This window comes from Methanobacterium formicicum, from assembly GCF_029848115.1.
Lineage (GTDB): Archaea > Methanobacteriota > Methanobacteria > Methanobacteriales > Methanobacteriaceae > Methanobacterium > Methanobacterium formicicum.
On sequence record NZ_JARVXG010000055.1, the window covers coordinates 72,501 to 85,089 of the forward strand.

Annotated in this window: 15 protein-coding genes (1 of these 15 running past the window's edge); 6 read left to right on the forward strand and 9 right to left on the reverse strand. The window is 41.4% G+C overall.

All coding sequences use genetic code 11. The features are described 5' to 3' along the window. Positions 1 to 614, forward strand: the 3' portion of a protein-coding gene (locus tag QC759_RS09455) for an Nmad3 family putative nucleotide modification protein (RefSeq protein ID WP_048073489.1). Its footprint begins 88 nt before the window's first position; the window shows 614 of its 702 coding nt (coding positions 89–702); its start codon lies off the left edge, out of view; the stop codon is at positions 612 to 614. Positions 615 to 771: 157 nt separating this feature from the next. Next, positions 772 to 2,478: a DNA polymerase/3'-5' exonuclease PolX gene (polX, locus tag QC759_RS09460; RefSeq protein ID WP_048073488.1), complete on the forward strand. Its 1,707-nt coding sequence runs from the start codon at positions 772 to 774 to the stop codon at positions 2,476 to 2,478. A gap of 103 nt (positions 2,479 to 2,581) precedes the next feature. On the opposite strand, the gene QC759_RS09465 is transcribed toward polX, so the two are convergent. Beyond that, complete coding sequence (locus tag QC759_RS09465; protein WP_048073487.1) at positions 2,582 to 3,541, reverse strand: ribonuclease H-like domain-containing protein; 960 nt, start codon at positions 3,539 to 3,541, stop codon at positions 2,582 to 2,584. A 356-nt stretch (positions 3,542 to 3,897) separates the two neighbouring features. Between QC759_RS09465 and QC759_RS09470 the strand changes: the two genes are divergently transcribed. Then, positions 3,898 to 4,839 carry a flavodoxin domain-containing protein gene (locus QC759_RS09470; RefSeq protein WP_048073486.1) on the forward strand — a complete coding sequence of 314 codons (942 nt, stop codon included), beginning with the start codon at positions 3,898 to 3,900 and terminating at the stop codon, positions 4,837 to 4,839. Positions 4,840 to 5,242: 403 nt separating this feature from the next. On the opposite strand, the gene QC759_RS09475 is transcribed toward QC759_RS09470, so the two are convergent. From QC759_RS09475 to QC759_RS09485, 3 genes are all read right to left on the reverse strand, one after another. Continuing rightward, a complete protein-coding gene (locus QC759_RS09475) occupies positions 5,243 to 5,632 on the reverse strand; it encodes a type II toxin-antitoxin system VapC family toxin (protein ID WP_048073485.1) in 390 nt (129 codons plus the stop codon). Continuing rightward, positions 5,629 to 5,859, reverse strand: coding sequence for an AbrB/MazE/SpoVT family DNA-binding domain-containing protein (locus tag QC759_RS09480; protein WP_048073484.1), 231 nt, complete (start codon positions 5,857 to 5,859; stop codon positions 5,629 to 5,631). The genes QC759_RS09475 and QC759_RS09480 overlap by 4 nt, the downstream gene beginning before the upstream one ends. A 231-nt stretch (positions 5,860 to 6,090) precedes the next feature. Further along, positions 6,091 to 6,516: a hypothetical protein gene (locus QC759_RS09485; RefSeq protein ID WP_048073483.1), complete on the reverse strand. Its 426-nt coding sequence runs from the start codon at positions 6,514 to 6,516 to the stop codon at positions 6,091 to 6,093. A gap of 241 nt (positions 6,517 to 6,757) precedes the next feature. Here QC759_RS09485 and QC759_RS09490 point away from each other — a divergent pair, with 241 nt between their 5' ends. The 3 genes from QC759_RS09490 (at position 6,758) to hisG (ending at position 8,694) form a co-directional block, all read left to right on the forward strand. After that, the gene (locus QC759_RS09490; protein ID WP_082055728.1) at positions 6,758 to 7,084 is read left to right on the forward strand and encodes a winged helix-turn-helix domain-containing protein; all 327 of its coding nucleotides are present in this window, start codon (positions 6,758 to 6,760) and stop codon (positions 7,082 to 7,084) included. Between the two features lie 156 nt (positions 7,085 to 7,240). Beyond that, positions 7,241 to 7,648 carry a hypothetical protein gene (locus tag QC759_RS09495; protein WP_231863030.1) on the forward strand — a complete coding sequence of 136 codons (408 nt, stop codon included), beginning with the start codon at positions 7,241 to 7,243 and terminating at the stop codon, positions 7,646 to 7,648. Between the two features lie 56 nt (positions 7,649 to 7,704). Then, positions 7,705 to 8,694 carry an ATP phosphoribosyltransferase gene (hisG, locus tag QC759_RS09500; protein WP_048073481.1) on the forward strand — a complete coding sequence of 330 codons (990 nt, stop codon included), beginning with the start codon at positions 7,705 to 7,707 and terminating at the stop codon, positions 8,692 to 8,694. 112 nt (positions 8,695 to 8,806) lie between these two features. Here hisG and QC759_RS09505 read toward each other — a convergent pair whose 3' ends face one another. From QC759_RS09505 to QC759_RS09525, 5 genes are all read right to left on the reverse strand, one after another. Then, positions 8,807 to 9,742 (reverse strand): alpha/beta fold hydrolase, encoded by a 936-nt coding sequence (locus QC759_RS09505; RefSeq protein ID WP_144405547.1) that lies wholly within the window; start codon positions 9,740 to 9,742, stop codon positions 8,807 to 8,809. A gap of 97 nt (positions 9,743 to 9,839) precedes the next feature. After that, entirely contained in the window at positions 9,840 to 10,301 is a 462-nt protein-coding gene (locus tag QC759_RS09510; protein WP_048073479.1) for an SRPBCC family protein, read from the reverse strand. 50 nt (positions 10,302 to 10,351) lie between these two features. Continuing rightward, entirely contained in the window at positions 10,352 to 10,828 is a 477-nt protein-coding gene (locus tag QC759_RS09515) for a VOC family protein (protein WP_048073478.1), read from the reverse strand. Between the two features lie 18 nt (positions 10,829 to 10,846). Beyond that, complete coding sequence (locus QC759_RS09520) at positions 10,847 to 11,323, reverse strand: SRPBCC family protein (RefSeq protein WP_048073477.1); 477 nt, start codon at positions 11,321 to 11,323, stop codon at positions 10,847 to 10,849. Between the two features lie 69 nt (positions 11,324 to 11,392). Continuing rightward, positions 11,393 to 12,208, reverse strand: a complete 816-nt coding sequence (locus tag QC759_RS09525; protein ID WP_279845634.1) for an SRPBCC domain-containing protein — start codon at positions 12,206 to 12,208, stop codon at positions 11,393 to 11,395. Between the last annotated feature and the right edge of the window lie 381 nt (positions 12,209 to 12,589).

The window sequence follows — 12,589 nt, forward strand, 5'->3', positions numbered from 1 at the left end:
TCCCCCTATCAGAAAAGGATGAAAAATCAACAGAAAACCGCACCTACCAGGATTTAACTGGAACTAGGGGAAAACTCATCTCCAGTTACTTACCCTCCAGTGTGGCTCAGCGTAAGGTTCACCTGGATCCAGAATTTACCACCTTTACCTATGGAGATGTGGGCCGAAAGGCAAATTACCTTTTAAAGTTAAATCCTGGTGATTTACTAGTGTTTTATATGGGTTTAACACCTAATTCTGTGGCTGAATATCCGGAAGCCCTGTATATAACTGGTTATTTTACAGTTAAAACGGTTCTGGATTTTAAAAACATTCCCCTTCCGCAGGTAAAGGGAATCCAGGAAAAATATTCCCATAACTCCCACCTCAAACGAAGATCAGATGAAAACAGTATGGTGCTGGTGGTGGGGAGCCCTGAAAAAAGCAAACTACTGGATAAAGCAATCTTAATTAGTGCAAAAAAATTGAACAAGTTGGGCCGAGCCTATCATGCTGTTTCACCACCCCTGGAAAAACTGCTGGGTATTAAAGGTTCTATCCAGCGGAGCATCCCCCCACGATTTATAGAAGATACAGATAAACTGGTTAATCTCCGGGAGCTCTTGGGCATGTGAAATATTTAAGTTTCAATATTCCTACCGAAGGCATCCTCCCCTAGAACCCGGAGGTAGATTACTATTAAATTCCAATGAGCATTTTTTTCTACCTATTCATTTTTTTTCTACCTATTATTGTAAAAAAATTTTAGACACCATCTCCATATATAATCCCATGCAGAATCATAAGGTGGCCTCCCTCCTTAACCGGGTGGCGGATTATCTGGAGATGGATGATGTTGATTTTCGCACCAAAGCCTACCGCCGGGCAGCCCACACCATTGAAACCCTCAGTGTGGACATAGCCCAGATAAGGAAACAGGGAAAATTGCAAAAACTCCCGGGGGTGGGCACCCACATCGGGGTGAAAATTGAGGAGATACTGGACACCGGGAAACTGGAGTACCTGGAAAACCTTAAAGAGCAGTATCCCGTGGACCTGGATTCATTGATGTCGGTGGAAGGGTTGGGTCCCAAAAAAATAAAACTCCTGTACCATGAATTGGGAATAACCAACCTAGATGACCTGGAAAGAGAGGGTAAACGTCATCATATTCGTAGACTGAAGGGTATGGGTGCTAAAACCGAGGCTAAAATTTTACAGAACCTGGAATTTGCCCGGAAAAGTACCGGTAGACAGTTACTGGGGGAGGTCATGCCTCTGGCCCGCAAGATCAAAGAGAAGGTGGGTGCCCTGGAGGCGGTGGAAGAGGTAAAGATCGCTGGTTCCATACGCCGCTGCCAGGAAACAGTGGGAGATATTGATGTACTCACGGTAACCAATCATCCCGATGAGGTAATGGACTTCTTCACCCAGATGGATATAGTTGACGAGGTAGTGGTAAAGGGACACTCCAAATCAACAGTCCGACTCTTCAATGGAATGGATGCGGATATAAGGGTCTTCAAGACCGATGAATTCGGTTCAGCCTTGGTGTACTTTACTGGCTCCCGGGAATTCAACATCAGTCTGCGGAAAATCGCCATTTCCATGGATATGAAGCTAAACGAGTACGGTGTATTCCATCAGGAGGAAAGAGTGGCCGGGGCAACTGAGGAAGATGTTCTTAAGGCCCTGGGCCTGGATTACATTCCACCCGAACTCCGGGAAAACACCGGGGAGATCGAAGCATCCCTTGAGGGAAAACTCCCCCAACTGGTCGATTATTCTGATATAAATGGTGACCTGCACGTGCACACCAACTGGAGTGATGGAAAATCAAGTATCATGGAAATGGCTACCGGGGCTGCCGGAAGGGGTTACGAGTACCTGGCTATCACCGACCACACCACCCTCCCCGTGGCCCGTGGATTGAATGAAAAGAGATTGAGACAACAAATGGATAAAATTGACCAGGTAAACTCCCAGCTAGATGATATCGTTCTGTTGAATGGTGCGGAGGTAAACCTAGATTCTGTGGGGAACCTGGACATGCCCCAAAATTTACTGGAGGGACTGGACCTGGTTGTGGCTTCGGTACACTACGATCTCCACCAGGACCCGGAAAAAATGAACGAAAGAATTGGGCAGGCCCTGGAAAATGAACAGGTCGATATGCTGGCCCACCCCACCGGCCGTAAGATCAAAGAAAGACAACCCTCACCCTTAAATATTGAAAAATTATTGGAGAAAGCCAGTGATACTGGAACCATTCTGGAAGTGAACTCCCAGCCCAAAAGGCTGGATTTGAAGGATATGCACATTAAAATGGCCGTTGAATATGGCTGCCAGCTGGCCATAAACAGTGACAGTCACCATGTTGATAGTTTAGGTTTCCTGGAACTGGGTGTGGCCACTGCCCGCCGGGGGTGGGCTCAGAAAAAGGATATAGTAAACACCCTTCCCCGCAAGAAGTTGTGGAAAAAATTAGGGTTGAGTTAAAGACGTAATGTATATGGATAGAGTTCAATCTAATAAACTTATTTTCTTAATTGAATACAGATTAAATTTCTTTATTGATAAAGAATTAAACTCCATCCTTGGTTTAATCTTCCTGATCTGCGCACTGGTGGAGTAAGGAGAGTATCCGGGCCAGAGTTACCACATCCTCCCGATTGTGTTCAATTATAGGTACCAGTGGTCCGATATTTCCGGTTTCACGGTAGGTGAGGTAAAACTCAGGCACGTGACTGCTGGGGACATCATCCTCTCTTTCCACACCGAACAGGTATTTTTCTAAAGTTTGCAGCCGGCAGTTGGGAAGCTGGTTGCTCCACTGCCTCCGGGAGTAATAGAGGAGGTCCAGGTGCTGCGAATTCAGGGGTTTTTCCATATGATGGAAGCGCATCCTGCTTTTAATGAATGGAACATCAAAACTACGGCCATTGAAGGTCACATAAACATTATCCTTTTCCTGATGGGAGAGAAAACCTTCCAGTGCTGCCTTTTCCTCCTTCAAATCCCTTAAAAGGTATTGTTTCATGGTTAAACCATCACCATCCCCCTCGGCAACCCCGATAAGGATCAGGGGCACATCTGAAAGTCCCAGGGTTTCTATATCCATGAAAAGCATGTTCTCGGCACCGGAGAGTGATGATAGGAGAAGGTTCAAGGGATGGGAGGCAGAATAACGGGTGGATATCCAGTCAGTCAGTGCACAAACATCCCTGCTTTCCAGTTTCTCCAGGAGTTCACAGGCCGGGGCACCGTAGGAGGGGTGTTCTTTCAAGTCATCCAGGGAATTGTAACCATTTTCTTTAAGTTTCCTTTCTTTTGCCTCACCAATCCCTTTAATCAGTTTAAGGTCACTGGCCATGCATTCATTAACTTTCTTTTCAGTTAATGTTTCAATTTCTAACTTTTCATGGTTGGTGAAACAGTAACATGAGCCACGGCTGGTCTCTAACTCTTCACCGTACTTCATATCTTCCAGTGATTTATCCTGGTATTCTTCCAGGAGTTTTTGTTTAAGGGCTTGGGGGTTATCTTCAACTTCATAGGCCATGGGTAGACTCCGAAAAGGATTGTGAGTATATTTTTCTAATTTTAAAGTAAAGTTTTATAACTATTTTCAAGTTCTACAATTTTCAAGTAAATAGTTTGAATTATTTCAAAGTTTCAGAATTATTTTTGGTTATAACCATTCAAGTAATGGTTTAGAACTTATCCTATTTTAAAACCATCCCCTTATTTATGATTGTAGGACCATATATAGCAGTATTATTAATTTAATCTCAAGCTTGGAGGGGGAAAATTTAAAAAATATCTTTTTGTTCTGTTGGCACTGGTAGTTGGTTTTGGTTTTTAATTAGGGTTTTTTAATGGTTATAATGGGGATTTAGGAGAAGGAGGGAACATAAATTGATTCGGACTTTAGTTCTGTACGAAAGCAGGTATGGGTCTACCTGGGAGGCGGCTCGGATAATTTCACTTATTCTGGGCCCGTCCCGGCGCATTCCTGTCTCCCAATTCACGGAAAAACACAGGGATTATGATTTCATTGTAATGGGTGCCCCTATTTACATGGGTAAAATACATCCCAAACTACAGGATTTCATTGATAGGGAGAAAGAATGGCTCAATGAAAAGAATATAGTCCTGTTCTGCACCTGTCTGGATGGTTCTGATGGTCTACGGGTTCTCCGGAAAGTGGAGGATGATCTGGGTGGCCGGGTCATGGAACTGGGTGTTCTGGGGGGGCGCCTGGAAATGGACCGTTTAACTGAAGAGGATTTTAAGGCACTGAAGGAGTACCTCTCCCAGGTGGGTCTACCGCCTCAGGGTATGGATTTATTTAGCCAGGACGAAGTGGTTGATCTGGCCCTACGCCTGATTGATGTTCGGGACACTCTTTTAGCGAAACTTCCCATGGAAAAGCTGAAGGAGGAAGTTGAAGGTTTTTTAAAGGAACATAATACTTGCACCCTGGCCACCAGCTCACCGGGGAGGATAAGGGCCACTCCTCTAGAGTACCATTACAGTCAGGGTCATCTTTACATTCTGAGTGAGGGAGGAATGAAATTCGCCAACCTTCTTTCCAGTTCACGGGTTTCAGTCACGGTTTACGATGAATACACGGATATGAAGAGTCTCCGGGGGATGCAGATAAGTGGGCAGGCTCTGGTGGTGGAAGATGCTGCTGAATACCAGCAAGCCGTGGAGATGAGGGGACTGGAAATGGAATTCATCCGGTCATTACCGGTGGATCTTAAACTCATCAGGGTGGACATGGAGAAGGTGGAATTTTTAAACTCAAAATTTGAGAAGGAGGGATACTCCACCCGGCAGGTTTTGAATTTTTAGGATTTCCATCATATTACCACAACCTTCCGTTTTACCTTCCCATTTTTTCATTAATTTTTATTTACAATTTTATTTGCAACTTAACTTACCAGTTCCATAGCCGGCAAGGGATGTGTTTTACTGGTGAAAAATGAAAAATCTCTAAAACCCTCATAAATCACTCGTTACATGTATGGGTAGTCCCTAAAAAACAGGCATTTTAACAAAAATGAAATAACATCATATTGGTGCTTAGGGGAAGTGCGTATGCTTCGTTAAACATCTCTATAACGAAGTTCAATTTATAATGATTACTAGTGTAAAGATGAACTTTAAATGGATAGATATAAAATCAAAATAAAATAGTAGTTGATCTGCGTTCCCGTAATGTGTCAGTGTTATATAATATAAACTACCCTCTCTCCTAATGTATCCTAGAGATTCCCTTTACCTTATCAAAATCAGAATCAAAGGAAACAATTGTATCTATTTTATATTGCTTCATGAGTTGTAGAGAAACAGAATCTGCAAAAGACAACACACCATCATAGTTCAGGAAGAAACTCATGGCCTGTGAGCTTAATTCTTTGTCTATAAACTTAACTTCATGATTATCCTGGATATAATTGTACAAACGGGCACCCATCTTACCTCCCCCCAGACTGCCCACCATGGTAACTGCCTCGGAAAGAACAACAATAGAGGTCATTTTATCCTGGGCGACGATTTTGGGGAGAATTTCCCGAACCCGTGGGTGCCACTGGTCTTTTTTAATGGATGCAGCGATGAAAAAGGAGGCATCAATAAAAATCAAATCTTTTCTCCCCTTTGGGCTTTCTTTTTAAGTTTTACGGCATCAGTTTCCGGTCCCTCAACCATACCCAGGATATCCTCAATGATTACCTTTTTCCGGAACTTCAATTCCACACCATTCTCTGTGGGAATCCATTCCAGCACATCCCCAGGACCTACTTTGAATTTTTTTCTTATTTCGGCAGGAACCACTGTTTGGAAACCCTTTGAAATTTTGGTCTCAGTCATTATATCACTGTAAAATATTATAACTTTCAAAGTATTTAAAAATATAAAGTATAGTCTTTTTCAAAGTTGATGTGAATCCACATTAATTCAGTAGTAAATTGAGACCAGTTACAAAAATAGAAATCATTTTTGTAAGTTCTTGCTGAAAAATAAAAGATCTTCTTTTTTCCTGGTTTAAAATTAGTATTATGGTGCGAGTAAGAAAGAAAAAAATAAATATTTATAATTATTTTACCATTGTCCGTTGGTTTCTCCAGTAATGGCGTTTACATCCAGACTTCCCACGTAGGTACCATCGGCCTGGTTAAGAGGTACATGCCACCAGGGTGTCCCTTTAACTGTGTATAATGTAGGGGTGCCGGCCACGTAGGTTTCGCCGAAATCATCTTTTATGGCGTTAACTGCAATCTTCTGGGCTTGAGCTGCTGATATTTTCACCTTACTGGTATCATTGGTTTTAACATGGTTATTAGTGGTATGACTACTTTCATTGTGAAGTGTAGCCTTAGTCGTGGTTTTGACAACATTGATGGTGCCATCGGTGGAATTATTAACCGTCAAATTGGGCACACTGGAATTTTGAGTGGCCATAACATAGGCCACACCAGCAATAATCACTATTGCAGCCACAATCACTAAAACAATTTTCCTATCCATTTTTTCACCTCTCAAATACTTAAATTTTAGATACAAATACCTTCAAACCTTATTTTCCAAATTAAACCTTATAATTCTAATTTACAATTTATGTGCAATTTATATACATAATGACCTCAATAGATATTAACCGTGATTTTACAATATAAAAAGGATAAAAAGGATATTTTTGAGCATATGGTCCAATATGACAATTTCACATGTTTAATTGAGGGAATTAATATGTATATGGGGTGATTCTGTGAATACTACCTATTTCCGTTTATTTTTTGAAAGCCCAGGAAACTTTAACCGAGTTAAAATCGTTAATTTACTTAACCAGAGACCTTATAATATTAACCAACTGTCTAAAGAGCTTAATCTGAATTACAGGACAGTTCAACACCATATTAAAGTACTTGGAGAAAATATGATGGTTCAATCAGATAGCAATGGATATGGTGCTTTATTTTCTCTTTCTGATGAATTTGATATAGATAAATTTATGGAAATTTACAATGCATCACTGGATGAATGTGTATTGGATGAAGATGTTATGAGAAAAAAAGTGCTTAAAATGTTGAAGTAAAATTTTCAACGTTTATATTAAAAAAACCAGTGAATGTAGACCGAAATTATAAAAAAAGAATCAAACTGTTTTTCTATCGAGGGATACCGTCTTTTTCCCGCCCAGGGTTACCGCCCCATAAGGTTAAATGAATGATTATAGTATGTAGTATAATAGGTGAATATCTTGAGATGTCCAAAGTGTGGAGTAGAATATCCTGAAAATTCTGACCGCTGCCAATTCTGCGGCAACCCTAAAAACCCACCATCAGATGTTAATGATGGAAATGAGGTAAAATTAACCATAACTACAGTTGACCCCAATGCCAAAAAGAGCTATTTCATCTCCAAACTCCTGGGATTATTTGGAATAGTATTCTTCCTACCATTAGCAGTACTTTCTGGCGTATACCTCGTAACCCGTAAAGAAAAATCTGCAAAATACTGGGGATTGGCATTCATACTCATCGGGGGAATTTTCTGGGCAATAGGAATAGCAATGGTTTACACCATGGGCTATGATAAATTCCTAGCAACCTACAATCTGACCAACTATAATTTTACCAACTACGGGCTTAAATTTTAATTTAACCCTTTTTTTACCCTACTATTTACAATTTATAGAACAGTGGAGATATTGAAATGGAAAAAATAATACTTGGCCTTCCTAAAGGAAGTTTAAACAACGTTAATCGGGGAAACACTTACCAATTATTTGTAGATGCCGGTTACGAGGTTCGTGGATACGAACCCGGTAAGGAGGAAAATGAAATCACCATCTTAAATGACCCGGAAATAAAAGGATTCCTCACCAGACCACAAAGCGCACCAGTGGAACTTAACCGCCAAATACTGGATTTGGCCATCATTGGAGAAGATTGGGTCCGGGAAGAATCAGTCAACGTGGAAGGAGAACTCATAAAAAAGGTGGGAGACCTGGACTACGGCCAGACCAGGTTGATAGTGGCTGTACCCAATGATGACCCTTATGAATCTCTTTCAGAGTTCTTCAGAGCTAACAAGAACCGGGAAACCCCCATACTATGTTTCACTGAGTACCCCAACCTGACCCGGCAGTTTTTCATGGAAAATGAGGGTTACCAGGAGTTATTCGGCCAGAGCAAACCCGTAGTCCAAATACGTGGTTTAAAGGATGGGGATAACGAAATGGTGCAGATCATCAACTCCGACGGTGCCACTGAGGTGTACATAGCTAAGGGCGCTGATCTAGTAGTGGACAACACTCAGACCGGGAGCAGCCTCCGGAAGGCAGGGCTGAAGATCCTGGAAACCATAATGGAATCCAGTGCCGGACTATACGCCGGACCCAGTTGCACACCAGAAAAAGCCGAAAAAGCAAAAATAATCTTCGAACAGTTATTCGGAGCCATAAAGGCCAGAAAATACTTCGATGTCAAATTCAACATATCCAATGAAAAAACAGACGAAGTTAAAGATTTCCTACTCTCCAATGAATACTGCTCCGATGAACCAACCACGGTCCAGGGAACCAGCTTTTCCCAGGTTAACGTGCTGATCCCCAAGAATAAGTTCCCTCAAATGTTAAAGGGAATAAAAAGCTTTGGAGCATCGGCCATTGTCCGTCAGGATGTTAAACAGTACGTCCAGTAAAAATAGGATTAAGGTTATAGCCTCCTTAAAGGAGGTTCTCTTTTTTTTCCATCAAATAAAATAGATTTTGCAGTTTTTTAGTCTAGTTACCCCTGGATTATTCTCCTTAATTTCAAATATCTATTGAAACATTATTATTGTGCAGGAACCGTGTAATCTCCGATTTAATCTTTTCATTATGACCTAATAATGGATGGCCACCATCCAGCAGGGACAACAGGTGAGCGTGGGGAATTCTTTCAACCAGGGCCTGTGCATTTTCAGGGAGTGCTAAGGGGTCATCTTGGGCACTGATTATCAGTGTTGGGATTTTTATATCTTCAAAGGGATAGTTTTTGTCATTAGAGCTGTTGAAAATCTCAGGAGATGAAGTGTAAATATCAAAAATGCTCCCCGGGACCCGTGCACTAACCGGCAGGAGACTGAATAATAGATCTCTAACTTCAGCTTCGTATTCGGACGTGAGTGTAAATTCCTCAGGCACACCAACCCATTCCTTCTGAACCCGTGACTGGAAGTAGGTGATGGTTGCCCAGTAAATGAAATCATTTCGAAAGAATATATTGAATATAGCCTTAGGCATGATGGGGCCCTTCCCCGGGGCTGCAGGAGAAACAAGAATAAGTGCTGAAACACGCTCGGGGTGACGCAAGGTGAACTGTATGGATGATGTTGAACCGGCAGAATAACCAACCAAAGCTGTCTTCTCGATATCAAGGTAGTCTAAAAGAGAAGCGTAGATATCAGCCTGCATTGCTACACTGGCTTTCTTGGGTATAGATGAACGCAGATAACCAAACCGTGAAACCGATATAACCTGGAACTTTGCATCGATGGTCTTATTTGCCATCATCAAACCCTGATCAAAGCCACCAGCATTGCCATGCACGGCCAGTATGGGATAACCCTCCCCGGTTCTAGCATACTCGATTGATCCATGGTTAGTATCAATCACCTTGCTGTCCAGGTTGTGGATATACTCCCTTATCCTTTGCATTTCACTATGGAAACGGGTCATTCTGGCACCACTACCTAAATTATGTTTCACCACAAATGTCACGAAGAATTGTTAGTTCTTCAGTTTTTACCGCACTTTAGGTCGGATTCTCTCATTACATCCATGCATTCCATAAATCTTTTCTTTTCTATTTTTCAACCAGGTCTTTAAGCTTTTTAAGGGCTTCCTGCCACATGTTCTGGTACATTTTTTTATAATCAGGAGGTATATCCCTAACTGGAAACTGTTCAATCAGAACTTCAGTGGAACCATTTAACTCTTTTAACGTGTAATTTTCAAGGGCACCAGCATACACTGTAGCCTCTTTACTGGTAATATCTTCTTTACCTTCCTCCACCATGCCAATGTTTTCAATTGAGACGAATTCGTAAGGCTTATTCTCTTTAACTTGGAATACTGTGCCGGACATCTTACCAGACTCATCAGGTGCGAGAAAAAGTATCTTACTTCCCTCACTCCAGTCACCCACGAAATGGGAGCCAGGCATAAACACAGCAGTCCACAGGGGATATGTTTTCTTTCCCAGCATCACTTCCCACACTTTTTTTCGGGGTGCATCTATAACTATTGAGAAATCCAGTTTTTCCATAAATCAAACACTCCTTGTGTAAAGCTGTTATTTTTCATCTATTCTACTGATTATTTTCCTTCATACGCCTGTTTTAACTTATCTATGTCCAGTTTATACATCTGCATCATGGCCTTCATCACCCTCTGGGATTTCTTGGGGTCTGAGTCACTTAAGTATTCACCTAAAAGACGGGGAACGATTTGCCAGGCTAAACCAAATTTATCCTTAACCCAACCGGGTCCCAGTTCCATTCCACCCTCTTTGAGCTTCTCCCACAACTTGTCAATCTCTTCCTGAGTATCACAGTTCACGAATAAAGATAAAGCTTCACTAAATTTGAATTGGGGATTATCATTTAATGCATAAAATTCCTGTCCTTCGAGCTGGAAGGTAACCGACATAACTGATCCTTCCTGGCCGGGGCCGGATTTCCCGTATCGCATGGTGTTTACTATCTTTGAATTTTTGAAAATGGAGATATAGAACTTAGCTGCCTCTTCAGCTTTACTATCCTCAAACCATAAGAATGGTACAATCTTTTGCATTTTCAATCCCTCCTGTTGTCATTTCTTCAGCTTCTCCAGCAATTCATCCAGACGTTCATAAGACTCATCTATCCCTTGTTCCATCCCGGATTGCATCATACCATCGCGATCCTCAACCGATTGGAAGACAGATTGGTCAGTTAATTTGGTCCGGTTACCGGGTAATTCTTTGAGTTTTAACGTGTCTAGAAGTACATGACCTGGTTCTGGAAGACCTTCAAACTCAAAGGTGCTGATGATTCTCTCGGGACTAACTTCATGATACACTCCATGAAATACAAACTCATTGTCCTCTTGATCTTTCTGTATGAACCGCCAGAAGCCACCATTTCGGGGTTCAAATGTTTCAATGGTTGTGGAAAATCCACGGGGACCTACCCACTGTGCATAAAGTTCTGGATGGGTTAATGCTTTAAAAACAAGTTCACGTGGAGCTTCAAACTCTCTTTCTACCAATATTTCTAGTTTTCCTGGTTCTACCTTAATTTTAGCCATATTTTTCGCCACATTAATCACCTATTTGGGAATAATTATTATTGAACCTTAAAATTGGAACAAACCAAATTAAACTTTAGCAAGATATTCAGCGAGCTTATCCAGGGATTCATTCCAACCAGCTTCAGCTAAGGTCTTATTTTCATTGTCAGGGAAGCCCGTGTGCTGTAGAGTGAGACGGGTCTTACCATCTTCTTCCTGGAATATCACCGTCACCATCAACTCCAATGGCCAGTCTCCGCTCATTCCGTAGTAGGAAGCTGGAACCACATTACCCTCTGCATCAGCGAAGCTATCTGTGGACACAATTCGCTCCCGGGGAACTATATCCTTATAAACACCGGTGCTCCAGATGTCCTGGCCTTCCGGTGATCGCATGCTGTACAGGGAAGAGCCTCCTACCCTAAAGTCATTCTTTACTACCGGCGCGGTGTATCCTCTTGGCCCCCACCACTTTTTAATAGCCTCTGGGTCGGTCCAGGCCTCCCACACCTTCTCTAGCGAAGCAGGGAAGGTACGAGTTATAAATAACAGGGTAACCTCTATTATCCCCATAACATTTCCCTCGGTGTCCTGGAATGATCCCGTGTACCCCATATCGGGAATGGTCATTTTTTCGGTCAACATCTGCCCGCCTTCAGCTTCAATTTTCCGGGCAAATTCATCATAGGAATCAATACTTATGACATCACTAATCATAGAACCAAATTCTTTTGGTTTTATAGCCCCATTGATTCCGGGTTCATCCTCTTCACCTGCTTCCACCAGCCAGTAATCAAATTCACCAGCCCATTTATCTATTTTCCATCCGAAAACTTTTCTATAGAATTCTACTGCTCTTTCTGGTTCTTCTGCCGGTATCTCAAAATGAATGACTTTGGGCATGCTCTAACACCTCTTTTCAACTAAGAAATGAATAAAAATCTTTAATTATTTTAAATCCCCCTTTCAACTACTTTTTTAAATCCCCTTTCACCTCCTTGTGAATCGAATAACTTATGATTAAATCATTCATCATAGCAATGAATCATTCTAAATCATATTGTCACACCGTAATACACTATATTTATTTTAGAATAATTAGATTTCCATTACAGAATTATTAGATTTCTATTATCTAAAATTCAAAAAATAGTCCAAACATTAACCAGGAATACAAAAACATTAGAATAAAGAATGATAAAAATTTTAATATAGGATATATTTCATTGTTATGGCTTAAACAGGATAATAAATCTTTTAGGGTCTTAGATTTTTCTTGTTGAA